The 25,027-nt window shown below is 39.8% G+C and carries 21 protein-coding genes and 1 pseudogene; 19 read left to right on the forward strand and 3 right to left on the reverse strand.

All coding sequences use genetic code 11. The features are described 5' to 3' along the window. Positions 1–612: 612 nt before the first annotated feature. The 8 genes from H131_RS10360 to H131_RS25325 all read left to right on the forward strand — a co-directional run bounded on the left by H131_RS10360 (position 613) and on the right by H131_RS25325 (position 9,522). Positions 613–1,161: a hypothetical protein gene (locus tag H131_RS10360; protein WP_010859080.1), complete on the forward strand. Its 549-nt coding sequence runs from the start codon at positions 613–615 to the stop codon at positions 1,159–1,161. 340 nt (positions 1,162–1,501) lie between these two features. Then, a complete protein-coding gene (locus tag H131_RS10365) occupies positions 1,502–1,945 on the forward strand; it encodes a carboxymuconolactone decarboxylase family protein (protein WP_010859081.1) in 444 nt (147 codons plus the stop codon). A gap of 216 nt (positions 1,946–2,161) precedes the next feature. After that, the gene (locus H131_RS10370; RefSeq protein ID WP_010859082.1) at positions 2,162–2,536 is read left to right on the forward strand and encodes a hypothetical protein; all 375 of its coding nucleotides are present in this window, start codon (positions 2,162–2,164) and stop codon (positions 2,534–2,536) included. A gap of 147 nt (positions 2,537–2,683) precedes the next feature. Further along, positions 2,684–3,082: a hypothetical protein gene (locus H131_RS10375; RefSeq protein ID WP_010859083.1), complete on the forward strand. Its 399-nt coding sequence runs from the start codon at positions 2,684–2,686 to the stop codon at positions 3,080–3,082. A gap of 8 nt (positions 3,083–3,090) precedes the next feature. Then, positions 3,091–7,914: a DUF4132 domain-containing protein gene (locus H131_RS10380; protein WP_010859084.1), complete on the forward strand. Its 4,824-nt coding sequence runs from the start codon at positions 3,091–3,093 to the stop codon at positions 7,912–7,914. Between the two features lie 45 nt (positions 7,915–7,959). Further along, positions 7,960–8,109 carry a DUF6678 family protein gene (locus H131_RS26120; protein ID WP_419185163.1) on the forward strand — a complete coding sequence of 50 codons (150 nt, stop codon included), beginning with the start codon at positions 7,960–7,962 and terminating at the stop codon, positions 8,107–8,109. After that, positions 8,106–8,354 carry a DUF6678 family protein gene (locus H131_RS26125; protein ID WP_419185164.1) on the forward strand — a complete coding sequence of 83 codons (249 nt, stop codon included), beginning with the start codon at positions 8,106–8,108 and terminating at the stop codon, positions 8,352–8,354. Before H131_RS26120 ends, H131_RS26125 begins: the two co-directional genes overlap by 4 nt. Before the next feature lie 214 nt (positions 8,355–8,568). Further along, positions 8,569–9,522 carry a methyl-accepting chemotaxis protein gene (locus H131_RS25325; RefSeq protein WP_036130088.1) on the forward strand — a complete coding sequence of 318 codons (954 nt, stop codon included), beginning with the start codon at positions 8,569–8,571 and terminating at the stop codon, positions 9,520–9,522. A 276-nt stretch (positions 9,523–9,798) separates the two neighbouring features. Here the strand turns inward: H131_RS25325 and H131_RS10390 are convergent, their stop codons facing one another. Beyond that, positions 9,799–10,662 carry a YwqG family protein gene (locus tag H131_RS10390; protein WP_010859087.1) on the reverse strand — a complete coding sequence of 288 codons (864 nt, stop codon included), beginning with the start codon at positions 10,660–10,662 and terminating at the stop codon, positions 9,799–9,801. A 369-nt stretch (positions 10,663–11,031) separates the two neighbouring features. On the opposite strand from H131_RS10390, the gene H131_RS10395 reads away from it, so the two are divergent. Beyond that, positions 11,032–11,646, forward strand: a complete 615-nt coding sequence (locus H131_RS10395) for an HD domain-containing protein (RefSeq protein ID WP_036131328.1) — start codon at positions 11,032–11,034, stop codon at positions 11,644–11,646. Between the two features lie 221 nt (positions 11,647–11,867). Here the strand turns inward: H131_RS10395 and H131_RS10400 are convergent, their stop codons facing one another. Next, positions 11,868–12,311, reverse strand: coding sequence for a hypothetical protein (locus H131_RS10400; protein ID WP_010859089.1), 444 nt, complete (start codon positions 12,309–12,311; stop codon positions 11,868–11,870). Positions 12,312–12,884: 573 nt separating this feature from the next. Between H131_RS10400 and H131_RS10405 the strand changes: the two genes are divergently transcribed. The 4 genes from H131_RS10405 to H131_RS26135 all read left to right on the forward strand — a co-directional run bounded on the left by H131_RS10405 (position 12,885) and on the right by H131_RS26135 (position 16,291). Continuing rightward, positions 12,885–13,646 (forward strand): DUF817 domain-containing protein, encoded by a 762-nt coding sequence (locus tag H131_RS10405; RefSeq protein WP_036131331.1) that lies wholly within the window; start codon positions 12,885–12,887, stop codon positions 13,644–13,646. Positions 13,647–14,615: 969 nt separating this feature from the next. Further along, positions 14,616–14,741 (forward strand): hypothetical protein, encoded by a 126-nt coding sequence (locus tag H131_RS25855; protein WP_268890999.1) that lies wholly within the window; start codon positions 14,616–14,618, stop codon positions 14,739–14,741. Between the two features lie 235 nt (positions 14,742–14,976). Next, positions 14,977–15,402 (forward strand): excalibur calcium-binding domain-containing protein, encoded by a 426-nt coding sequence (locus tag H131_RS26130; RefSeq protein ID WP_010859092.1) that lies wholly within the window; start codon positions 14,977–14,979, stop codon positions 15,400–15,402. A 28-nt stretch (positions 15,403–15,430) separates the two neighbouring features. Beyond that, the gene (locus H131_RS26135) at positions 15,431–16,291 is read left to right on the forward strand and encodes an SH3 domain-containing protein (RefSeq protein WP_010859093.1); all 861 of its coding nucleotides are present in this window, start codon (positions 15,431–15,433) and stop codon (positions 16,289–16,291) included. 171 nt (positions 16,292–16,462) lie between these two features. On the opposite strand, the pseudogene H131_RS25340 reads toward H131_RS26135, so the two are convergent. Beyond that, positions 16,463–16,764: pseudogene (locus H131_RS25340) on the reverse strand (transposase); the annotation flags it as partial. Between the two features lie 319 nt (positions 16,765–17,083). Here H131_RS25340 and H131_RS10425 point away from each other — a divergent pair. From H131_RS10425 to H131_RS10450, 6 genes are all read left to right on the forward strand, one after another. Beyond that, positions 17,084–18,970, forward strand: a complete 1,887-nt coding sequence (locus H131_RS10425; RefSeq protein WP_010859095.1) for an ABC-F family ATP-binding cassette domain-containing protein — start codon at positions 17,084–17,086, stop codon at positions 18,968–18,970. A 12-nt stretch (positions 18,971–18,982) separates the two neighbouring features. Further along, positions 18,983–20,107: a conserved virulence factor C family protein gene (locus H131_RS10430; RefSeq protein WP_010859096.1), complete on the forward strand. Its 1,125-nt coding sequence runs from the start codon at positions 18,983–18,985 to the stop codon at positions 20,105–20,107. 375 nt (positions 20,108–20,482) lie between these two features. Beyond that, positions 20,483–21,712 carry a M20 family metallopeptidase gene (locus H131_RS10435; RefSeq protein WP_010859097.1) on the forward strand — a complete coding sequence of 410 codons (1,230 nt, stop codon included), beginning with the start codon at positions 20,483–20,485 and terminating at the stop codon, positions 21,710–21,712. Beyond that, the gene (locus H131_RS10440; protein ID WP_230491836.1) at positions 21,709–22,803 is read left to right on the forward strand and encodes a tartrate dehydrogenase; all 1,095 of its coding nucleotides are present in this window, start codon (positions 21,709–21,711) and stop codon (positions 22,801–22,803) included. The genes H131_RS10435 and H131_RS10440 overlap by 4 nt, the downstream gene beginning before the upstream one ends. A gap of 1 nt (position 22,804) precedes the next feature. Continuing rightward, positions 22,805–23,551 carry an SDR family NAD(P)-dependent oxidoreductase gene (locus H131_RS10445; protein ID WP_010859099.1) on the forward strand — a complete coding sequence of 249 codons (747 nt, stop codon included), beginning with the start codon at positions 22,805–22,807 and terminating at the stop codon, positions 23,549–23,551. Between the two features lie 10 nt (positions 23,552–23,561). Further along, positions 23,562–25,016 (forward strand): aldehyde dehydrogenase family protein, encoded by a 1,455-nt coding sequence (locus tag H131_RS10450; protein WP_010859100.1) that lies wholly within the window; start codon positions 23,562–23,564, stop codon positions 25,014–25,016. Positions 25,017–25,027: the final 11 nt, after the last annotated feature.

Raw genomic sequence — 25,027 nt, forward strand, 5'->3', positions numbered from 1 at the left:
GGGTATCCAGTTAATTAAGAAAGACAGTTAAGGAGTGAAATGGATTGAAGAAATCACTTTTAGTGTTTTTGAATAAAGTTAGATGTTACCAATCAACAAGATAATGCAGTAAAACAGCATGTCTATAAATTAACGTTAGACCCTAACCTTGATACGATTGATATTCGCATTAATGGTAAATCTACAGTTATTGATAGTGTAACAGGTATATGAGGAGTAAAGCCTCTTTTCTACAATTGAAACAATAACCTTAAGGCTTGTGTAAAAATTCCACACAAGTTCTTTTTTATGCTCATAGAAAGCTCCTGTAGTTTTATAAATGTCTTTGTAGCTACGATTAGATTGCCCGTGTGACCAAGGGTACTGGTACTGAATATTAGAACGAGAAGTTGACATTAATTGAAATTAGGAATGGAAAGTAGATTGGGAGTGGCATAGCGGAGGAAGGAAAAATTGGAAGTAATGTAGAATGTAAGGATTACTCAGAGTCAACGGTTTTGCCCCTGCACATCGAGACGGGGGATGATTATGATCAGAAAAAAGTTCACTTAAGGATACACTGATTTCAACACATTGTGTCCTTTAAGCGAAGCGAAAGGAATGGATATACACATGAAAGAACCATCTGAACGGCTCATTGACATGCTTGGTCATCCGTATAATCAGAGGAATGTTCAAGCTTTGCTGCAATCATTCGGTGTCAAGCACATGCCACCACCGAACAGCTATTTCAACGACGATATTATCTGGTCTGTGAAAACATCGATACGCATCGATATTTATCGCGCACCAAAAATAAATGATTTGACTGGGCGCAAATATACAAATCAAGATGGATGGATCATTGGGGCTATACATTTTCTTGCGCCCGGTTCGGATGACAGAATTAAAGCGCCGTTTCCTGGAAAGCTTCCCAACGGAATCACGATGAGCGCAACACCAGATGAGTCGATAAAGGCATATGGTCAACCTGAACTGTATGAAGAATGTTGGTGGCCTGGATTTTCCGGTCGAATTTTGGCATGGCGCAAGCCGGGCATAAATATCGCAATTGAATATGCGGACAGTGAGGTTGATCGCGTGATGAGAAGCTACACGGCCTGTTTAATTGGCTGCATAGGCGCATGGCGAGACGATAATCCAGATATCTTTGCGCCCTGATTGCAGGTCGACCGCCGCGGCTGCGCATGGCAGTCATAGCTAATGACATTGAAGTGTATCGAACGATGAAAGATCACACGTTCATACATAATGACCCTAATCCTGGAAATGTTATTGGTGCACAATAATGATGATGTTTTTTCATTGATTGGCATGATGCAAGGTATAAGCCTCTTTTTCTTAGACATCACATTACGTGTCGCATTTCATTTATCCATATATCTGTACATTTCCTTTCTTTGATTCCATTTAATTCAAAAATTATACAGCTAAAAACTAGCACAAACGTTCTTATATGGTTATAATTGTCTTATCTTAAAAACAAAAGGAGTCTTGCCTTATGAGTCAAAGAGTTGCCTACTACGATATTGCGCCTGACGGTATGAAAATAATGATGGATATGGAAAAATACACGAAGAAATCAACGATTAATCGAGCAACGAGGGAACTTATTAAAATTAGAGTATCTCAAATGAATGGGTGTGCGTTCTGCATAGACATGCACACATCCGATGCTCGTAAGATGGGTGAAACTGAACAGCGTATTTATTGTTTAAATGCTTGGCATGAATGTACTTTTTATACACTTGAAGAGAAAGTTGCTCTAGAACTAGCTGAGCATATAACTTTCATTCCTACGAAAAGAGTGCCAGATGACCTCTATAAGCGAGTACGTGAATTCTATGACGAGAAACAGTATGTTGATCTTGTTCTAATCATCAATCAAATCAACAGTTGGAATAGAATTTCTATTGCAATGGGGAATACAGCAACTGAAAAATAATAACAGGGTATAGATAGGTGAAAGACGAAAGCAAATGATTCAAGAAGTCAAAGAACACTTATAGCAATTGGAGCAATCGACAAAACTCACTTTTCGAGAAGATACAGAGGAGCAGGGCTGGCATGTAGTGAAACAATACATTGCGAAGCGCCGATAATAGTCTATGCAAAAGCATAGGCTCTTTTTTTCAGCCAATAAATTTATAGGGGGATAACAATGGAGCACTGGTATTATGAGTTTTCGGACAAGTATAAGAGTTATGAAGCGACTCTTGATGGTATGAAAGTCAATATACCTGCGCATTTAATGAACGATAAAAGTATGCGATTTGCTGAGAATGTCAGAAATCAATACACCGCTAGATTAGAAGAGCTGGCTAGGTTTTGTATTGAATCAGAGACATTTGAATATGTTTATCCAGAGGCAACAATCGAGGATGTCATGAAGAAGCTACATTTACCTATTTTAAAGGTGGATGAGATGGGTGGACGCTTTACCTACACGCAGCATGAGCTTGATGAGGATCATTTAATTGATATTGAATTTGTGGGTGTAATGGAAAGCTTTTTTTCTGTAGAGGTGGATGGCTAAAATATATGAAAGCCTAGTAGGCCAGCTACTGCATGAACACTTGTCAATTGACACTAAATTCTTTCATATAAAAACCTTCAATAAAGCTTTAAATTTGAGTATAGAAAGGGAAGTAAATAATTTAATGGAAAGTTAGAGGTGACATAAATGGAAATTATTATACAAAAGAAATCACTTGGAAGAGAACGAAGGATAAAAGGGGTGGCGTATGAGTTGCCACAGCATCCAAAAACGTTACGCGATTTACTACATATGCTTGTGGCACTAGAGGTGGCACGCTATAACGAGGGCGAAACGCTGCTAGAGTTTTTAACGGAACAGCACGAGCAACATTTACAAGACATGGGTGCTGTAAAGTTTTCGACCATAACTGAACGTAGTAAAGTGGATGTACAAAAAAGCATTGAAACGATGGAACTTGCCTTTGAAGACAGTTTATTTAAGGTAGTACAAAACGAGCATGTGTATGAGTCGCTTGACGCGCCAATTGTGTCAGACAATCCGCAGTGGACATTCATTAAATTATCATTTTTGACGGGAAGATAGGTGAGCTTATGGAAACAATAACACTATTAGAAAAGCAGTTAAAAAACACGGATGATTACAGATTTCATGACATTAAAGAAACACTGGAGAAGTTGCCAATTCGGACGTTTGAAGATTTCTCGGGTAGCGAGCTAGATTCTTTATTGCAAAATCTTTTGTCAAGAGACCGTTACGAGCTATTCTTGAAATTTTTACAAATAGTACCGAAGTTGCCGTATAGCAAATCGTATTATCGTCGTTCGTACCGTGCGCCGAATTCTTTTAAGTTACATAGCTACCGTATCACTTCGCTCATTATGGCGCTTTTACAAACGATGCCTATTCAGTTTTTTGAGGCGTTTGAGCATGGCGGAAAAACGAGTTATATGCATTTTGACAGTTACTATGTCACGAAGGATGATGAAGCGCTTGTTTCTGTTGAGCTTTTTCCATATTTTGTTGCACTAATGTTAAATGAGCGTGATGAAAAGCTGGAGCAAATAATTCGTGATATTTTATGGAAAAATGGTGCGCATCCAATGTACTCGAAGTATTTAGCTCAAGGCATTGTTATGTCAGATCACGAGGACATGCATCAGCTCTTAGGTGATGTGCTACTAGCAGCTAAAAATCAAGAGGGAGCTCGTCAAGTGATTGCTGAGACGATGGATGAGGGGACTATCGAGGCACAGATGTATTTTATGCAGCTATTGCTAGCTAATGATTTAACAAGATTTTCTTCTATTGTACGTGCTGTGGATGTGTGGTTTGGACTTGGCTATGAGGCAAAGGATCAAAAGCACTTGCGGTATGCAATTGAGACAGGGGTAAAGGGGCTGCAAGATGAAGCGTATGTCGAACAACTGCTTGCAAGTAGCAGCAATCTGGATGTATTTATTGGTATTTGGGTTATGTCATGCCGGGATGTGGCCATGTTTTTATTGCGTACAGACGAGCTGATGCAAAAGGCTGATTATATTCAGCAAACAGTGCTTTATGCACTGCGCAATATGGAAATGGAACGTGTCGGTGAGCGTATTTTCCCCTACCTTCTTCAATCGGACAATTTAAATACGTTTATTTACGGCTATAGGCTTGTGACGGATTCGATTCCTAGTCGTTATTATTATCACCGTGAAAAAAATCTAAAGGGAAATATTGCGCAGTATTTTGCGGAGCATCCATGGTTCCTTGCGCATGCGGACGCTTGGTTAGCAAAGCTTGAACAGTTTTCAACGCAAATAAAGGGGGAGACACATACAATAGACGGTTCGCCGTTTACATTTTTAAATTTTGCGTTTGATAAAAAAGGTTTTTTCGAGCTACGTGTGTTGCTGTTAAGCATGTTAAAACGGGACATGGAGCTTGAAGAAATAGCGGAAGAGATACCAAAGTTCGCTGTTGATGCGAGGGAATATTTTTATTATTATGTGCCGCGATTGCTTGAGCGTTATGACCTGCTGATGCCAGCGTTGAAGGATCGTAGTGTCGGCATTCGACGTGATGCAATCGAGACGATGACGGAGAAAAAATATCCGCTCGTTGCCTTTAAAGCTGCTGTGCCACAGCTTTTAACATTAAAGTCTGGCGAAATGCGTCAGTCGATACTTAAGCTACTGAGCATTCAGCCAATTGAAGAGGTGGAACAATTAGCGGAGGAGCTACTGACAAATAAAAAAGAGATTGTACGTTTAGGCGCGTTAGAGCTATTAATTGAGGTGCGAGAAAGCTTAACAATAGTAGATTGGTCAGATAAAATCGCCCAATCTACTGATAAGGAGAAAAACTTACTTGCGCAGCTAAGAAAGCAGGAAGAAACTTTCTTAACGCAACCTTTTGAGCCTGTGAACTATGTAGTAAAGCCTGATAAAACGATATCTTTTACGTTTAAAGACTTACTACATTACGATTTTACAAAGCTGAAGCAGAAACTTTCACCATTAGCGAAGCTAGTTGAAAAGCACGCGGACTACGCCTATAAGGTAGAAAACTATAGCGGTGAACTATATGAAACACTCGTTGGCGAGTATTTGACAGCTGATGGTGAGAAAAAGAAAATAATTGGCTCGATTGACCATTTACCACTTGCGGAAGTTTGGTCGGATTGGCTCGTTCAGAGTGAGCTAACGGCGACGGACATTTGTGCTTATTTATATACGCAAAAAATTTCAAACTTGAATTTTATGCATGCATTGACGGAAAAGGGGAAAGCATTTTTAAAACAATTCCTTGGCGACGTAAAAGTGCAGGTACTTGCACAGTTTGAAGACGAGTTGTACAGGAATCAAGTGCATACAATTATGCAATATACAGTTGCTTCTGGTGATGAGCTGCACCAGCAAAAAATCGCAAATCATTTTAAATCGCTGAAAGAACCACTAGATTATGTGCAGTTTTGTAGTAGTATGCTCATGCATTTTCATGCAACAGTGGATAATGATGAAGGAGGCATGCTGGCATATACAGATAAAGAGTACCGTGCGAGTGACATTTATTTATTTAGTGCAGCACACTCTGAAATGGGTTTATATGCACGCACACCAAAGCAAGTCGTGCAGCTACTCTATACGATGTCGTTGTTTACCGGTGAAAGTATAGATATGCTAGAGAATCTATCATTAGTTGGATTAGGTGTGGCATTTGAGGCACAGATATTTACTGACAATCATGTACGACGTTTCATTTCTTCGGAGCATTTTGCGTATTTATTGCAAAAGCGAAAAGGTGATTTAGAAGTTTTACAACGTTTTAGCCGTTACGAAGAGCTTGTGGCAATAATCGACGAAGTGGTGATGTTTATTGTTGAGCAGGAGCTTCAGCGTGGGGATATGGAGACAGCGGTGACACCTTTTGTGAAAGACCTTCACGAGGTGAAAGGGGTTTCGTATTTCATTCGCATATTACAAGCACTCGGCACTGAAAAGTTGAGTCGCCAGTGGATCTATACAGTGCATACACGAAAGGAAAGCTTGTCGGTGCTCCTACAAAAGGTTGTGCTGGATGAAAATGAGTCGAATGAGGAGATGTTTGAAAGGCTGCGGGCTGTGGGCATTTCAGACAAACGACTGATTGAGGCGATGCTCTATAATACTAGGCTCATTCCGCTTATTAGCGAATATATTGGCTGGGAAGGGCTTGAGGAGGTGGTATGGTATTTTATCGCGCATACGACTGAGGGCACGAATGATTATGAAAAGGCAAAAATTACTGAATACAGCGCCATCCCAATTCAGGACTTTGAAAAGGGTGCGTTTGATCGCAGCTGGTTTATCCGTGCACATCATGCAATGAATCCAAGCCAATTTGACATGGTCTATGATGCGGCGAAATATAGTACATCTGGCGCAAATCACAGAAGAGCACAACTGTATGCAAAGGCTAGTCTTGGGCAGCTAGATGCGGCGACGTTAAAAGAGGAAATTGTCGCAAAGCGCAATCAGGAAAAGCTACGGTCGTATAGCTTGCTGCCGATTACGATGGATGAGGCGAAGACACGTTATATATTTTTCCAACAGTTTTTAAAGGAATCAAAGCAGTTTGGTGCGCAACGTCGCGCAAGTGAGGCGCAGGCAGTGGAAATGGCAATTCGCAATTTGGCCGAACAAGTGGCGGGCGGTAATACGACGCAGTTTATTTGGCAAATGGAAAATGAGCGCTATGAGGAGCTGAAGCACTATTTTGAGCCACTTGAGGTGGAGGATGTGACGTTCCAGCTTGTGGCGACTCGTCCAGGCAAGGTCGATTTAGCGATTACAAAGGCAGGAAAAAAGCTGAAATCTGTACCAAAAAAGTTATCAAAAGATGAGACAGTGCTTGACATGCAGGCGGTTAAAAAAGAAATCGTTGAGCAATATCAGCGTGCAAAAATCCAGCTTGAGCGTGCGATGTGCGAGGAAACAAGCTTTAGTAGCGACATTTTATATAGCTTAATGAACAATGAAAATCTTGCGCAGCTCTTAACGAAACTTATTTGGTGTAAAGATGATGCATTCTACTATATAGAGGACAGTCAGTTTAAAACGCTACATAGTGAAGTAGTGCACGTGTCTGGTGAGCTTCAAATTGCACATCCTGCACATTTTTACGAGCAGAAAAATTGGCGTAACTGGCAGCACTTTGTGTTTGAAAAACAGTGGCAACAGCCATTTAAGCAAGTGTTCCGCGAATTTTATGTGGTGACAAATGATGAGAAGGAACAACTATGGACAAATCGCTTTGAAGGCTATCAAATTCAACCAAATAAAGCGATTGCACTGTTGAAATCACGTGATTGGAAGGTCGGCTATTATGAGCCAATTCGTAAAATATCATACCGCTATAATTTAATGACGGTTATTGACTTTGTTTATGATTATTTTACCGCTGCGGAAGTAGAAGCCCCGACACTACAAGAGGTAACTTTTGTTGGAAGACTGACAAGTAAGCAGCTTAAACTTGCCGATGTGCCAACTGTACACTTTAGTGAGGTAATGCGCGACTTAGATTTAGTTGTGAGTGTTGCTCATGCTGGAGAAGTGGATCCAGAGGCTTCCCATTCTACAGTGGAAATGCGCGCAGTCATTATCCAGGAACTCGCATTATTATTTGGCTTGAAAAATGTGCGTGTCAAGGCTCCGCATATATTAGTAGATGGTAAGCTCGGACAATATAGTATTCATCTTGGTAGTGGTAACGTGCATCAACTGGGAGGCACGATGATTCCAGTGCTCGCGGTGCCATCACAGCATCGAGGTCGAGTATTCTTACCGTTTGTTGATGAAGACCCAAAAACAGCGGAAATCAGTTCGAAAGTATTATTATTTGCAGATGACGAAAATATTACGGATCCACAAATCAGGCAGTATATTGTTTGACTTGAAGCGCTTGAGGTGAAAATCGAAAGATTAATGTTGAATATTATGAATGAACGTCAGTTAATTTCTCTTATGAATCAAACAAAATGGGGTAGATTGACAGAGGGAATCGCTTCGTTGGCTTTTCCACCTGCGTTCCAGATGAAGCTTTTAACGGAACCGGAACCTTTCCGCCACAGTTTTATGAACATATAACATATCATGGCGATTGGCAGCATTTAGAGACTGAATCGTATTGTACTTCAAATATCGAGTGGTTAAAAATTCAACCGTATTATTATAAAAAGCAAGGTCAATTACTTCCTGATCAAAAAATCGACTGTCATTTTGCGCTAGGGGAGTTGTTAAAAAATTCAAATATTCCGTTCCAAAAGGAAAATGAAGATTATATTGTTTTTGGATATGTAACGACTTCAGAAGGATTTTTAAATGACGAATAGCATTTCACATTTGACTGTCAAATAGATGTATCAACTAACAATCGTTTTATAGGAAGAAGTCAACCAAAAAAGTGGGATTCAAAGGTGCAGTTTTTTTATGTCAAAATTTGTTTAGCGTACAAAATTTACTAAATGTATGCAATACCCCTATTTTCTGATAAAATAAAAGGTTTATATAAAATACTAATTTAAACTATATTTGAGGTGCTATGTAATGTTGGATATATTTAATGCTAAAAAAGATGATATCGAGCTTTTTAAACAGAAAATTGATGAATTAAACCGATCCCTTGATGAAAAAGATCATGCTTTCCAAATTTTTTTAAATAATTTACATGTTGAACTTATCGCAACTGTCGAGCAACATGACAAAGTTAATAATCAACATAGTATTCTGGGTAAAATGGTCAAGCAAATTTTAGAAGAATTTAATCACGTTGAAAAAAGTACGATTGCTTCCAACGAAATTTCTGAAAATGTTTTAAAAGATGGAAATGAATTAATCGGCGGTATGGATCAAATCGAAAAATCGATTGTTGATAATCAAAAAGCTGTTTATAAACTCCAACATATTATTAATGATTTAGGAGAGCAATCGAACGAAACTTCACAAAATATGCATGCCTTAAATGAAGGGTCCCAACAAATTGAATCCATTGTAAAAGTGATTGATGATATATCAAATCAGACTAATTTACTCGCCCTTAATGCATCTATAGAAGCTGCAAGAGCTGGAGAACACGGAAAAGGCTTTGCGGTAGTTGCAAATGAAGTAAGAAAACTTGCAGAAAGTACAAAATTAAGTACAAAACATATCTCACGTCTAACTTCACAAACACAAGAACAAATTCATAAAGTGTATGAAAATATTCAAGTGAATCAAAAGCTAATTCATGACGGAATCATTGTTGGGAATAGTGCCAGTGAAAAAATTGCACAGTTATTAATATCAAACGAAAATGTTCAGCAAGAAGTGAATCGTCTTCTTTTGAATATTAATGAACAAAAAGCATCTACTAAAGATGTTATTGAAAAATTCACAATAACGACAGCTCTTTTTGATGATACCAATGCAGTTTTAACAAGTCATATAGAAGAGTCTGATATTGTCACAATTAAATTACTAGAAGCCGTAGATAAAGTTAAACAGTATCCATTTAACAAATGACAAATTTAGCATCCTTAAAAGCCTCTCGTTAATATATCTAATAATAGTAATAAGAGGCTTTTAATATAGAGCGATAATTTTTAAAAAATAAAACTAGCCCAAGCTCGTGCCTGGGGCTAGTCCATTTTTCACTTGTATTTAATTGCAGTGATAGATTTACCGTATTTATTTCGTGTTACTTAGTAGGTACCAATATCATCGGGAGGGGTGGACAATGCGAGCTGTTGATAGTGGTACAGTACTTCATATAGCACTGAAATCATCACATACAAATAGTCAATAGCACTGCAAAACAGTCCATGCTTTATCGAATTTTTTATTTTTGCAGTCTTCCTTGCGAATCCAGAAGTATAGTTTACCGCTATCGCCCCACATACAGCCGAGGTCATCTTCCGAGTCAAGCTGTAATAGGAGATGCCAATCCTTTGCGTGTGGTTCAAGCTCCTTGCGTAATGGGTGATTGTAGGCTGTTGCATCCCCGCAATATAAACCATTTGTGACAAGCTGGCATTGTAAATACATATCTCCTTGAATCATATCAGGATGACCATCTATGCGATGTGTCGTTTGTTCCGTTGTCTCTTCATCGCCCCACTCATATAAAAAGTCATTGTAGGTATCCTGTTGTTGCTCTGTTAAAATGTCTTCTAAATTTTCAGCATAGGGAGACTCCCATGAGGGTAGTGTCCATTCATTTCTAAAGTGTAACGCCGCGCTACCAATATGTTCATCTAATGCTGCGGGTTGTTGCATTCGATGTAAATGGTCAGGTGCTTGTGTGAAATGGAAAATGTGAAAGCCATCGCCATCATTTGGATCATAGCCCCAGGGTTGTCTAGCAGCATCATAGAAAAAGGATAACAGCCCCTCATCTGGTAATAAATTGTCTGAATCATATGGCTGTACTTCCGTTAAATTGAGCTGACATAGAAAGTATAATGGTTGGTCATTATTTGTATATGGCCATACAAAATCTGTCGGTACATCGGGCGTACCGCCAATTTTAGATTGTCCGATTTGAATGGCGTCATCTGCTGTTGGTGTTGTCGTAGCACGAATTGACTTTTTTGCGAACTGCAAAATTTGCTCTGCTACTTCTCTAAGCTCAAAAGCATGCAATGCAGCACGTAGCTTTTCCATGTGTATTCCCCCTCATTTTTGTCTAATGTTAATATAGCAAATATGTTCTTCTTTTGTAAAATTTGTATTTTGAATTGTGAAAATATTGTTGAATCAATGCTTACGTCAGCTCTCGCTCATAAACATCGAATCATAACTCAGGTTTCTAGGAAGTCACAGATTAAGCTTTTGTCATGACCTAAAGTAAGGGGCACCACTAATTCATGTAAATAGTTAGCGTGTAATTTCTATAATCAATCGGTATAATAAAATATAAATAAGTAAGATAAAAAATTGGAAGGAGGAAGCATAGTATTAGATCAAATCAATGAAAAAAAGCGCGTTTAGATGCATGTGGGATTTGCAAAGAGAAAGGACTGAGTGAACAAGATGAATGATTTAAAGGAAAAGGTTCGTGGCATTTATGAGCAGTTTGATGCGAGTCACGACTTCCAACATATTGAACGTGTTTATCACAATGCGTTAGCGATTTTACATACAGAGCCTGAAGCAGACGAAGAGGTTGTAAAAATTGCGGTGCTTTTGCATGATGTTAGCGATAAAAAGTATACCGATAGTAAAGAACAGGAAGAGAAATTCATTAGCGAACTGCCAATGAGCGAGGAAAAAAAGCAACATATTCGTGATTGCATCGCACAAGTATCGTTTAATGGTGGCAATGAGCTAGAAGCCACTTCGATTGAAGCGAAAATTGTGCGTGATGCGGATCGACTAGATGCCATTGGTGCAGTAGGGATTGCCCGCACATTTGCCTATGGTGGCGCGAAAGGGCGTAAGCTGTACGATGAGGCAGAGGAAGCCCGTACAGCTATGACAGAGCAGGAGTACCGTAGTAAAAATACATCGTCTGTGACACATTTTTACGAGAAGCTTTTATCGTTGAAGGATTTAATGACAACGGACAAAGGCAAGCAAATGGCTAAAGAACGCCATCAATTCATGGAAAGCTTTTTACAGCAATTACAAAATGAAATCGGTAAATAAAAATTACACGCTTTAAAAGTTACTGTGAGTAGTAGGGGTAGATCTCACTACATCCTCATCGCAGTAACAATTACACATGAAAGCAGAGAGGTGGTCTTTTGAAGACTACCTCTCTGCTTTTTGTGCTCATTGGTTTCTAATCCACTGCCAGAGACCCCAAAGTACATACATTGACAATTACCAAGATAGCTAAATTGCCGTCTTGCTCTACCAATTTCGTTTTAATTAGCCACTTGTGAAACAATTGGCACATCATAAGACACTATTTCAATTATATGATCTAGACATGATACGCCATAATGGATAAATTCTTTATCTGGATATATTACATTTGCGATTGTTTGTTGCATCACAAAATTTAAATACCTAGACTTCTCATAGATTCGAATAGCATTACCCTTAAAATTGTCCTCGGTACCATAAAATGATTCATCAAATACTGAGTAAGATACATAAGAATCAAAATCTATTTGAATAATTGGTAAACTCTCGTCAATTTCAATCGGTTGACAGTGATCTAAAATATTGTCACCTATTATTACATCTGTACTGTGAGCACTTATTTTAGCTCTTTTTAGTTGAACTCTAAGTGAATTTGTATGCGGCTCAAATATTTTATGTAAAAAAAAATACCCTTCCCATTGCATTAAATCATCATATTGCATTATTTCACCATCTTCTAATAATTTTGCTTATATTACAATCTAAGTTCCACTATGTCAATGAAGATAATTAACAAGGAACGTGAGGTTATATTTAATGGGAAAGATAACAACGTGATAATCAAGTCATCGATAATTTGAAAATGAAACTGTTTAGTTGACTGCCTCAGTCTAGGCAAACCAAGCTTTAAAAACTCAGATGAAAGCATTACTTTGCTATTTAAACATCAAATGACCAGGACTCATATGTATTATGAGTTCCTGGCTTATTTGTGTGAAAAAGTAATAGGTGATTTATTTAAAACAATACTTTTTTATTGTTTTACGATAAAAAAATATTGACTAAAATTATTTTTGTAGTTATTATCTGTATTATAAAAATCGTGCGCGAGGGAGGAGTAACTGTCCTGGGGTGACCCCCTCATTCGCAGATACCAATTTTCTTCAAGCGCGTATTAAGCCATAAACGTGAAGTATTATACGATTTTTAGTAGACACATTGTCATTTCGGAGGAAGTTTACATGGTTACAAAACTAAGAAGGGGTTTGTCGAGGTACAAAACTAAGCATGCAGATATGAAAATAATGAAAGATTTATTTTATTTTGCCTACCACCAATCATTATCTTGTATTTTTCCTGTGGTCATTTTTATAACACTGGCGCTATCAAAGTCTATTTATATACCTGGGTTATCACGTTACGACTTTATTCTAATTATTTGTCTGATCGCTCAATTTTTAATGTATACATTCAAATTTGAAACAAAAGATGAGATGAAGGTTATATTATTATTTCATATGATTGGACTAGTGTTAGAAATATATAAAGTTAATTTTAATTCATGGGCATATCCAGAAGAAGCAATGACAAAAGTTTTTGGCGTGCCATTATATAGTGGTTTTATGTATGCAAGTGTTGCTAGTTATATTTGTCAAGCGTGGCGTAGATTTAATTTACAGATGTATTGTTGGCCGAGAAATTATTGGACCATTCCACTAGGGGTGATGATTTATGGGAATTTTTTTACACATCATTTTATTTATGACTTTCGCTGGGTGTTAACTACCTTACTTTTCATTGTATTTGCTCGCACTTATGTGAAATTTACAGTGCGAAAAACGACATATAAGATGCCAATTATTTTCTCTTTTTTCTTGATTGGCTTTTTTATATGGATTGCCGAAAATATTGCGACATTCTTTGGCGCATGGCAGTATCCAAATCAAGCTGTTTCTTGGAATCTTGTACATTTTAGTAAAATCAGTTCTTGGTTTTTGCTTGTAGTCATAAGCATCATGATTGTTGCACAACTCAAAAAATTATATCGCAACACGTAAGGTATGTTTTAGAGATACTGTTGCTTCTACATCTATTATGACATTACTATGGCTATCAATTTTATGCTTTTTGCATTTTGAGCGAAGGATTAGATGAAAGAAACGGGCATCTACATGACAAACAAGATGCTCATTGAAGTGAAACATAAAGGAAGGATATAGTATGAATAAACGTCAAACAAAGAAACAAATAAAAAGGCGCAGACTGAAATGGCTGAACATGTTCAAACTAAAAGGCAGAATGCACATGGACAGACGGGGGGAAAGGTTATTATTTGAAGTGAATAAAGTATGACACTTTCTTTTATATGATAAAAATCCGCTTCGCTTTCCGCGGGCAAGGTATGAGCCGCATCAGGGCTACAAATGTTTTATGTGCGAAAGCGAAGCGTCAGCAACAGGATGTTGGTCACGAAGGCGTTGTCACAGGACGTGACGACTTTAGTCTTTGTTCCACTTAATGCTCCCTGCTGGGTCTCAGGCTCTTGCTTTCCCGCAGGAGTCTACGCGGGTTTTTACCTTTGCATCAAAAAATAGCATAATTGGATACCTCTAAGCATGTTGTTTTTACTTTTGGGACAGCCCCTTTTTTTCCTTTATTCGTTTAGCAGCCCTCATTGAAAAAGTATCGACCTTTCTCTATCTTAGAATACTACCATCTTAAAGAAAATAAACTAAGGCTTAGCACACAAGCTCGTATAAACGGATTCTAATATAATGAAATTATACCAATTTACAACAATTCATGTATAATAATTTTGAAGGAGGAAAAATTATGAAAAAAAGTACGGTCAATCTTGACTTGCTTTGGCTTTACCAGTTAAAACTGAGGCCGCACAAATATTTAGTGATGTGCCATCAACACATTCAAACTACTATGACTTTACATATTTATTGAGCAAGAATGTAATCAACGAAAGTAGTAAATATGGAGTATCAGATATTGTCACTCGTGAAGAGGTTACCGTAATGGTGGCTAAAGCCGTTGGATTAAATGGTACGCAGCGTGCTACAAAATTTAGTGATGTTCCAGCAAGTAATAACCTGATGTGGATGCTAATGCTTCAGATACAAATGATGCATCTATTGTCTTAAATGCGGGATACAAAGATGTTGAGTTTCTATTAATGGCTGAAGCTAGTACTGAGATTGAACATCTGCTTGTTAGTGAGTACGACACATTAAATGTTCAAATTTTAAATGCAGGAAATCATGGTTTAAACGCTAGTCTTCAACTTATTTTTTAAAAGCTGTAAAGCCAGAAGTTACTATTTTAAGTTATGGAAAAGGGAATAGCTATGTGCACCCATATGATGAGGTCATAGCTAACATGAAAGCGGTAGGCAGTAAAATTTATTCAACAGCACAGGATGGGACAATCGTTGTAACTACAAATGGAAGCACTTATTCAATAAATGCACCTGTAAAAGTTCCACCAGTATCGGAACCAGTTAAAGAGTCCTATAAAAATTGCACTGTGTTAAGAAAAGTATATCCTGATGGAGTTAGAGTTGGACATACTGCGTATGATTCAAATCATGATGATGATAACGACGGATGGGCTTGTGAACCATTTAAAGAAACTAATACATCAGAACCTCCCCCACAGCCAGAACCTGTACCTACACCTATGAAAGAATATTTTAAAAATTGTACAGAATTAAATAAAGTTTATCCTAACGGTGTTGATTCATCACATCCAGCTTACGACAAGAAAATGGAGCGTGATGGAGATGGAGGGGCTTGGGAAAAATAAACAATAAAAAGTTAAGGGAGACTTACACATGAAAATTAAAACACTAGTACTATTCATGACATTATTGTTAGCATTTACATTCAAATTTGATGTAGCTGACGCAAATACTTTTAAAGAAGTAAAAATTATTAATTCTTCAACTAAGGTATATGAAAAACCAGATTCTAATTCCAAAGTGCTGGGTACTGTAGAGAAAGGCACTTTTGTTACTTTAATTAGCGAGAATCATAACGTTTCATTTTCTCGTATAACATATCTAACTAGCGACGATAAAATCATAGATGGTTATATTAGTGGTTCTGCACTTGAAGATGCTCAATATACTATTAAAATAGCTAGCTCTAAAAGTGGTTTAGTTGTAAAAGAAACGCCTTCATTAAAAGGAAAGACGGTTGCAACATTGCAACATAAGATGGTCATAAAAGATTTTGGATCAGTTAGAGATGGCTTGTCATTGGTACAGTATGGAAATGTAATTGGGTATGCAGCTACTAACTTTATGAGTAATACGAAACCAACAACTAAATACGTTGTATCGAGTAACCTTGTTGTGAGAAATATTGCAAGTCCTTCTGGAGTTAATGTAGGAGAACTTGATAAAAACGAAGAAGTATCAGTTCACTCTACGATCGCTGGGTGGTCATACGTTACAACTTCTTCTTCTGAGGGCTATGTCGTAGATTCTAATTTAAGTTCAAAAAATCCGAATGCGACAACAAGTAGTAAACCAAGTAACTCATCAAACACTAATACTTCAAATGGAAGTAAGTCAACATATAAAAATTGTACAGAACTTCGTAAGGATTATCCAAACGGAGTAGATTCTTCTCACCCAGCTTATGCTAAAAAACATGACCGAGATGGTGATGGATGGGCTTGCGAAAGATAAAAATCTATGGAAAAGCTACCCGTGAATAGGGTAACTCCAGATTGACGAACAAAAGGTATTCGGAATGTGAACATTCCGAATACCTTTTGACATTTTATCAGAAATAGTAGTACCAAGTAAGGAAGCCCCTATTAACGACAGTAGTACACTACGGGCAACTATTTCCTGCCATTATTGGACTTTGCCCATCGCTTGCATGAACAATTTTTGTATCCCTCGTAATGTTGTCCAACGTATATCATGCTTTTCTTTCGCATCTGCAAATACACGTTCAATCGTTTCTTTTCAACGTGCATAGATTTGTTCATGTCACTTTGATGTCGTAAATGATCGGCTTCTTCCTTATGATGCGCCTGAATATGACGTTCAATGATTTTCCGATGGTCCTTACTCGTCGTACATGGAGCCAATAATGGACAACTTGCGCATGGAAGTGGATTGGATTTATTCTGTCTTTTACCTTCTTTCGCTGTCATTTGAATAGGATTCACTAGTTGATTGGAGCGCAGGCGGCGACTTCTGCGAAGAATAGCATGAGCAAAAGGCCTCTCAGGAGCGTAGCGACGAGGAGACTGAAGCCATGCCAGAGAAAAGCGTCCGCCACAGCGGAAAGCAACGGGTTTATAAGATACATCTACTTTACACATGAGGAAAAGTTTGTTGTCCTTTGTTTACCTTTTGTTTGATGTTATGATAAACAAGGATATCAATAAAAGTATAGATAGAGATGTTTACATGTAAAAGTAGTGTGGACACTTACAACACCTAAAACGAAAGAGATGGAAAAACGTAATGAGTCATTTAATCGTACAAAATTTAACGAAAACGGTGGGCGATAAAACGCTCTTTCAAAATATTGAGTTTACCCTTTATGAAGGAGAGCGTGCAGGTTTAATTGGCATCAACGGTACGGGTAAATCGACCTTGCTTTCTATTTTAGCTGGTCAAATCGAAGCGGATGCCATGGATATTGATCGCCCCAATAAATACCGCGTAGCCTGTTTACCGCAGGAGCCGACTTTTAATAGCGGGGAAACTGTACTACAGGCAGTGTTTTCAGGTGATTCACCTATTTTAAAGCTCAACCGTGAATATGAGGAGACCGTTGCGGCACTGGCATTAAATCCAACATCTGAAAGTTTGCAAAAAACTTTGTTTAGCTTACAACATCGGATGGATGAGGAGCAGGCGTGGGATGTCAATGCGCTTGCCAAAACGGCGTTAACAAAGCTTGGCATTGAAATGTTTGATAAGGAAGTATTAACGCTATCAGGTGGTCAACAAAAGCGTGTCGCGTTAGCGAAGGTATTAATTGAACCGGCCGATCTTTATTTACTGGATGAGCCGACCAACCATTTAGATGTACAGTCTACTGAATGGTTACAGGAAATGGTGTTACGTTTAAAGGGTGCTGTCATTTTCATTACCCATGATCGTTATTTCTTAGATGAATTGTCGACACATATTTATGAGATAGCAGATCAAACCTTGTATCGTCATACGGGGAATTACGGAGACTTTTTAGAGGCTCGTGCCATTCGTGAAGAAATGGCTGCGGCTTCCGCACAAAAGGACCGCAACCGCTACCGCTCGGAATTGAAATGGATTCGTCGCGGGGCTAAGGCGCGTTCAACAAAGCAAAAGGCGCGTATTCAACGATTCGAGCAGTTAGAGGATAACTTAGAGCGTAAGACGGATGATGTTTCCCTTGAATTGGGTCTAGCTACAACTCGTCTTGGCAGAAAAGTATTAGAGGCCGAAAACATTTCGAAAGCGTTTGGCTCACAAAAGATTCTAGAAAACTTTGCTTTTTTACTGCAGCAGGGCGATCGTATCGGTATCATTGGGGCAAACGGTGTTGGTAAATCAACATTGCTCAATATGCTGGCGGGTGAGACTACACCAGATGCCGGAGAGATTCATGTCGGCTCAACAGTGAAACTGGCGCATTTCAAGCAAACTTTACCGAAAATGAATGAAAACGAGCGCATGATTGAATATATTCGTGAAGCTTCAAATGATATAACAGATGCAGAGGGTGTACGCTATTCGGCTGCCCAAATGCTTGAGCGGTTCTTATTCCCACTGCATGCGCATGGCACACCAATCGGGAAGCTATCTGGTGGGGAACGTAAACGTCTGCATCTATTAAAGTTATTAATGGAACAACCAAATGTGTTATTACTGGATGAGCCTACAAATGATTTAGATATTGAAACACTAGGGGTGTTAGAGGATTTCATTGAGCATTTCCCTGGTGTTGTTATCACCATTTCCCATGATCGCTTCTTCCTCGATCGGATTGCTAAGAAATTATGGATTTTAGATGGCAAGGGTCATGTAGAAGAGTCACTCGATATTTATAGTGAATACTTACAGAAGCGTGAGCAGCAAGCCACTGTCAAAGTGGATGCTCCTAAAATCGAGAAACCGAAAGCCGAAAAGCTGAAGTCAGAGAAGAAAAAATTATCATTTAAAGAGCAAAAAGAATGGGAAACCATTGCAGTTGATATTGAAAAGACAGAGACAGCAATAATGGAAGCGGAGGAAGGCATCGCAAACGCTGGTGCTGATTTTACGAAACTACAGAACTTAACGGCTAAACTAGAAGAACTAAATGCACACTATGAGCATCTGATTGAAAGATGGTCGTACTTAGATGAAATCGTAAACGGATAAGGAGTGTAGTACATGAAGATTATGACAATTGAACCGACACCAAGTCCTAACTCTATGAAGATTATCGTGGATACGGAGTTACCGTTTGGTAAAAGCTTTAACTTTACAAAGGACAATAAAGACCAAGCCACTGGCGAGGCAGCGGCTATTTTAGCTATTGAAGGCGTTAAAGGCGTTTATCATGTAGCTGATTTCTTTGCGGTCGAGCGCAATGCGAAGTACGCATGGGAAGGTATTTTATCGAGTATTCGTCAAGTGTTAGGTGAAGATGTACAAGAATCTAATGACATACAGGTGGCCAATGAATTTTATGGTGAGGTGTATGTCCATGTCCAGTTTTACAAACAAGTACCACTGCAAGTAAAGGTCTTTGATAATCAGCGTGAACACCGTGTGAGTAGTGGGGAACGCTTTGTCGAAACCTTCAATAAAATTATTGAAACCGATGTGGATGAAAACTACATTTTCCAGCGTAAGTGGATTGACTATGGCGTGCGTTATGGGGAGCTTGAGGAAATTGCCGAAGCGGTGAAGCAAGAAATCGATGTGACCTATTCAGCGGAACGTTTAGCTGACATTGTGGCAACGATTAATGATGCAGAGAAAGTTAACCAAAAACCTGCTAAGTTAAAAATTTCTGTGGAGCAGTTTCAACAACCAGAATGGGAAAAACGTTTCCAATTACTCGACCAAATGGCTGATCCAGAACTAGACGATTTACCATTGTTAGATTTAGCCTTGCAAGACGAACAAATGTCCATTCGTCGCCTGGCAACGGTTTACCTAGGCATGCTTGAAGATGTTGCGGTTGTACCGTATTTGGAAAAAGCTTTGCAGGATAAAAGTGCCGCGGTGCGCCGTACTGCTGGAGATTGCATGAGTGACCTAGGTTTAGTCGAGTTTGAAGAGGCGATGCAACAAGCATTACTGGACAAAAATAAGCTCGTTCGTTGGCGCGCGGCTATGTATTTATATGAAGTGGGCACAGAGAAATCGCTACAAGCATTAAAAGCAGCGCAAGATGATAAAGAGTTTGAAGTAAAACTCCAAGTGAAGATGGCGATTGCTCGTATAGAACAGGGTGAGGAAGCAAAAGGCTCTGTATGGAAGCAAATGACGCAATCTCGTCAACAATAATATTTAAGGAAAAATCAGCACTCTAATCATGAGTCGCTGGTTTTTTTATTGGGCAAAAATAGTCACTCGGGTAGGCAGTGCAATCCGCTCAGGTCAGGGGCAGCAACGCTCGGGTGGTCATAACAACTGCTCGAGTCAGGAGCATCATTGCTCAGGTTCCTAAGGATTTTAAAAAAATCCGGCGTTATAAAAAGTTCTTTCTAAAGTAAAATATATTGTTTTGTAGAATATTTCGTCGTAAAGTAGCAATTTTCAGTTAAACAAAAAGTTAATATGATTCTATGATTTATTAACATAATGTCTAATATATTGGTCTATACACCATGTTAAAATAAAATAAATTCTGAATATTCTTTTAAATAAGGGGGCCTATGAATGACAGTAACAAGCTTAAAGACAACAGAATCCTATGTGCGTGATCGTGAAACGGTCATTGCTTTAACACAGAAACTCGTAAGAATTGACAGTGTATTTCGTGAAAATAATCCAAATGGCAATGAGGAAGAAGTAGCCAATACTGTAGCACAGTATTTACGAGATATCGGCATTGAAACCTATGTGGAGGAAGTTGTACCAGGAAGACCGAATGTGATTGGTATTATCGATTCGGGTAAACCAGGTAAGACCTTGTTATTTGAAGGACATACAGATGTTGTAACAGAAGGAAATCGTGAGGCGTGGACATATGATCCATTCGGTGCGGAGATTATCGATGGCCGCATGTATGGGCGTGGCACGAATGATACAAAAGGAAATCTTGCATGTATGATTACAGCTTGTCAGTCGTTGTTACTGGATCAGGAGGAATTTACAGGCAAGATTGTTTTGTGTATACCGTGTGATGAAGAAGGGTTAATGCTCGGCATTAAACACTTTATAAAAAACGGCTGGGCTGATGGGGTAGACGGAGCTATTATTTGTGAGCCGCAAGAAAACAATGTCTGTATCGCACAACGGGGAGCCATTCGGTTAAAGGTAGATATTTTCGGCAAAATGGCGCATGGAGCCATTTCTTGGAGTGGTATAAATCCTAACTGGCGAATGGCACGCTTTATTGTTGAGCTTGAAAAATTAGAAAAAGAAGAGCAGGCACGTCTAGGGCGTGATCCGATGTTAAACTGGCCGTCCATTACGCCGACAATTTTGCGAGCACCTGTGAAAGGAGATGCGCAAATTAATGTCATTCCAGATCACTGTATGACAACGCTGGATATTCGGACCGTGCCGGCACAGGATCATGATGAGCTACTAGGGAAAATTGAGGCTATTATCAAACGTTTGCAAGCAGATGATGCTGATTTTAAGGCGGAGCTTACAGTGCTAGATAATCGTCCAGCGACCGCAACGGCGAAAGAAGAGCCTGTTGTTCAGGCCATTTACGAGGCAGTGGCACAAGTGACAGAAAAGGAGCCGATTTATAACGGTGTCCCAGGGGCAACGGATGGTACATTCCTCCATGTGCATGGTGTACCAATCGTGACAATTGGGGCTGGTGATCGTGAAATCCCACATCAAATTGATGAGTATGTCGATATTGAAGAATTGGCTGAAACAACGGCGATTTATCGTTTAGCGGCATTAACATTTTTAGCAGGTGATGCATGATGGTCAATACAATAAAAATCGCGGTTATTCCAGGTGATGGCATTGGCAAAGAAGTAATGGAAGAAGCATTGAAAGTTCTTAGCCAACTCCAAGAGCGAGATTCATCATTACAAATAGAAACAACTATTTTCCCATGGAGCTCGGATTATTACCTGCAGCATGGTTGTATGATGCCACAAGATGCCCTCGACACATTAAGGGGATTTGATGCAATATTGTTCGGTGCCATTGGTGATGCGCGTGTACCTGATGATGTCACGGTATGGGAATTAATCATGCCGATTCGCAAACAATTTCAACAATACGTTAATTTCCGGCCGATTAAGTCGTTACCGGGTATTGCTTCACCGCTTGCAAACGGTAAGGATATAGATTTTGTTATTTTCCGAGAAAATGCGGAAGGCGAGTATTCCAATAGTGGTGGTCGTATTTATCATAATCAACCACAAGAAATGACGATTCAAAATACGATTATGACTCGCATAGGCATTGAAAAAATTGTACAAGCAGCCTGCGATTATGCTTATAAATATGGCAAGTCGAAAATTACGAGTGCCACAAAATCAAATGCTATTATCCATACGATGAAGTTTTGGGATGAGCATACGAAAAACATCCTTGCACAAACCTCACCAGCGTTAACGTTGGAATCTATTTATATTGATGCTTTGGTGGCTTATTTCGTGGAGCGACCACAGGATTTTCAGGTGGTCGTTGCGTCGAATCTATTTGGCGATATTTTATCAGATTTAGGGTCTGCAATAGTCGGTGGACTGGGGCTGTCACCATCCGCAAACTTGAATCCCAAAAAAGAGTTCCCATCTATGTTTGAGCCTGTGCATGGCTCAGCACCGGATATTGCCGGAAAAGGGATTGCCAATCCAATCGCGCAAATTTGGTCTCTTGCTTTATTGCTCGGCTATATTGGAAGACCGGACGCAGAGGTGCTTATTGTAACTGCTATTGAAACGGTATTAAGAGAAGGCATTGTCAAAACAGCGGATATTGGCGGACAGGCGTCAACCGTTCAAATGGGTGATGCGATTTGTCAGGAAATTGCCAAAATGAAACTAGCAATAGGGGGTGTGTAGTATGGCAGTAGCGCAACTAGTTGTGATTGTGACAGGTGCTGGGGGAGGCATGGGGAAAGCTATCCTGCAACACCAGCTCGCACAGGGCAATATGGTCGTGGGGCTAGATTTATCGGTGGCCTCACTTGCTGAGATCGCGCATGAAAATTTGCAAACATACGAAGTAAATGTATTACAGGAGGAGCGCATTCAGGCAGTCTTTAAGGAAGTGTATGACACCTACGGACGTATAGATGGACTCGTCAATGCACTGGGCATTGCACAGGCGGCGACACCGATTGAGCAAGTTTCAATGGCTGAATGGAATCGTTTGATGGACGTGAATGTCAAAAGTTTATTTATTACAACGAAAGCGATTGTGCCATATATGAAGAAGAGAAAAAAGGGCTCGATTGTAACGATTGCGTCGATTTCTGCGGTGCGTCCTCGTCCAGGTTTGCAGGCATATATTGCTTCGAAAGGAGCGGCGGAAAGCTTTACAAGAGGGATGGCCATTGAGCTTGCCGCCCATCAAATTCGTGTCAATACGATTCATCCAGGGCCAGCCGATACACAGATGCTATCGCAATTTACAGCACATGGCGCAGATGTGGAACAAACGAAGCACGATGTCTTTGTGCAATCGGTACCTCTTGGACGCTTAATTGATCCAAGTGATATTGCAGGAGCAGTTAGTTACTTATTATCAGATGCAGCGAGCATGGTGACAGGGACGACTTTACATGTTGACGGTGGCCGAGGCTTATAGGAGGGATAAGATGCAAAAAATTCCAATGTTGATCAATGGTGAGTGGGTACACGCAGACGGTGAAGACTTACTACGTGTGACGAATCCGTCTACTGGTGAAGACCTCGCGCAAATCATTAATGCCAGTGAAGCACAGGTAGATGAGGCCGTCAGAGCTGCACGTCTGGCGTTTGAAAGTGAAGAATGGCGTCAGGTGAGGGCGTTTGAGCGTGGTCAACTGCTCATAGAGTGCGCGCGCTATATTCGCCTGCATGCAGAGGAATGGAGCTTGCTAGAGTGCCGTGATGTGGGGAAACCATTGACACAGGCACGTGCAGATATTGAAGCGGCTGCTCGTTATTTTGAGTTTTACGGCGGCGCTGCGGACAAGGTTATGGGGGATACGATTCCGATTGAGGATGGACTTTTAAATGCGGTCGTGTTAGAGCCGGTAGGGATTACTGTACATATCGTGCCGTGGAACTACCCGATTCAAATTACAGCGAGAAGTGTGGCAGCGGCTATTGCCACGGGCAATGCGGTGATTGTCAAGAGTGCGGAAGATACGCCTTTGACGACACATGCCATGACCGAATGGTTTGCCGATAAATTGCCAAAAGGCATTTTCCAACATATTACGGGATTAGGGCGTGATGTCGGCCCATATTTAACATCTCATCCTGATATTAATCATATTACCTTTACAGGCTCGGTATCTACCGGCATTGCTGTGATGAAAGCAGCGGCCGAAAATATTGTCCCTGTGACATTAGAGCTGGGCGGGAAATCACCGAACATTGTCTTTGCAGATGCATCGATGGAACAGGCAGTGGAGGGGGTACTCCGAGCCATTGTTCAAAATGCAGGGCAAACTTGCTCAGCGGGCGCGCGCTTACTCATTGAAGAGCGTGCAAAAGAGCCGTTTATCGCTCAGTTAGTCGAGAGATTCCAAGCATTAACGGTCGGTCCGGGTGAAGCGGATGTCGATATGGGTCCACTATTAAATGAGCGCCAATATACGAAGATTTCAGCCCTATTACAACAGGCGAAGGACGATGGCTATGTTATCACAGGTGGCGAAACATTGACGATTGCGGGCTATGAAAACGGCTATTATATAGAGCCCACGATTGTGGATGGTGTAGATGCGAACCATGCGCTTGCCCAGGAGGAAATTTTTGGGCCGGTATTAACCGTTTTGTCTTTTACAACGGTTGAAGAAGCGATTGCTATAGCAAACAGTACCGATTATGGATTAGTGGCAGGTGTGTGGTCAAAGGATTTAGATACGGCACATTATGTGGCAAGTCGTGTCAAGGCTGGACAAGTGTTTGTCAATAATTATGGGGCAGCCGGCGGCATTCAAATGCCATTTGGAGGCTATAAGAAGAGCGGCATAGGTCGTGAAAAGGGCTTTGTTGCATTGAGAAATTACACGCAAATGAAAAATATTGCGATACGCTATGCACCACCCAATCGGATGTGACAAGGAGGGAA

This window comes from Lysinibacillus sphaericus OT4b.31, assembly GCF_000392615.1.
GTDB lineage: Bacteria > Bacillota > Bacilli > Bacillales_A > Planococcaceae > Lysinibacillus > Lysinibacillus sphaericus_B.

Excerpts from the sequence above, each read along its gene's own strand:
- H131_RS10360 (WP_010859080.1), top strand. The coding sequence starts at position 613 with ATGAAAGAACCATCTGAACGGCTCATTGACATGCTTGGTCATCCGTAT.
- H131_RS10365 (WP_010859081.1), top strand. The coding sequence starts at position 1,502 with ATGAGTCAAAGAGTTGCCTACTACGATATTGCGCCTGACGGTATGAAA.
- H131_RS10370 (WP_010859082.1), top strand. The coding sequence starts at position 2,162 with ATGGAGCACTGGTATTATGAGTTTTCGGACAAGTATAAGAGTTATGAA.
- H131_RS10375 (WP_010859083.1), top strand. The coding sequence starts at position 2,684 with ATGGAAATTATTATACAAAAGAAATCACTTGGAAGAGAACGAAGGATA.
- H131_RS10380 (WP_010859084.1), top strand. The coding sequence starts at position 3,091 with ATGGAAACAATAACACTATTAGAAAAGCAGTTAAAAAACACGGATGAT.
- H131_RS26120 (WP_419185163.1), top strand. The coding sequence starts at position 7,960 with ATGAATGAACGTCAGTTAATTTCTCTTATGAATCAAACAAAATGGGGT.
- H131_RS25325 (WP_036130088.1), top strand. The coding sequence starts at position 8,569 with ATGTTGGATATATTTAATGCTAAAAAAGATGATATCGAGCTTTTTAAA.
- H131_RS10390 (WP_010859087.1), bottom strand. The coding sequence starts at position 10,662 with ATGGAAAAGCTACGTGCTGCATTGCATGCTTTTGAGCTTAGAGAAGTA.
- H131_RS10395 (WP_036131328.1), top strand. The coding sequence starts at position 11,032 with ATGAATGATTTAAAGGAAAAGGTTCGTGGCATTTATGAGCAGTTTGAT.
- H131_RS10400 (WP_010859089.1), bottom strand. The coding sequence starts at position 12,311 with ATGCAATATGATGATTTAATGCAATGGGAAGGGTATTTTTTTTTACAT.
- H131_RS10405 (WP_036131331.1), top strand. The coding sequence starts at position 12,885 with ATGAAAATAATGAAAGATTTATTTTATTTTGCCTACCACCAATCATTA.
- H131_RS25855 (WP_268890999.1), top strand. The coding sequence starts at position 14,616 with ATGGTGGCTAAAGCCGTTGGATTAAATGGTACGCAGCGTGCTACAAAA.
- H131_RS26130 (WP_010859092.1), top strand. The coding sequence starts at position 14,977 with ATGAAAGCGGTAGGCAGTAAAATTTATTCAACAGCACAGGATGGGACA.
- H131_RS26135 (WP_010859093.1), top strand. The coding sequence starts at position 15,431 with ATGAAAATTAAAACACTAGTACTATTCATGACATTATTGTTAGCATTT.
- H131_RS10425 (WP_010859095.1), top strand. The coding sequence starts at position 17,084 with ATGAGTCATTTAATCGTACAAAATTTAACGAAAACGGTGGGCGATAAA.
- H131_RS10430 (WP_010859096.1), top strand. The coding sequence starts at position 18,983 with ATGAAGATTATGACAATTGAACCGACACCAAGTCCTAACTCTATGAAG.
- H131_RS10435 (WP_010859097.1), top strand. The coding sequence starts at position 20,483 with ATGACAGTAACAAGCTTAAAGACAACAGAATCCTATGTGCGTGATCGT.
- H131_RS10440 (WP_230491836.1), top strand. The coding sequence starts at position 21,709 with ATGATGGTCAATACAATAAAAATCGCGGTTATTCCAGGTGATGGCATT.
- H131_RS10445 (WP_010859099.1), top strand. The coding sequence starts at position 22,805 with ATGGCAGTAGCGCAACTAGTTGTGATTGTGACAGGTGCTGGGGGAGGC.
- H131_RS10450 (WP_010859100.1), top strand. The coding sequence starts at position 23,562 with ATGCAAAAAATTCCAATGTTGATCAATGGTGAGTGGGTACACGCAGAC.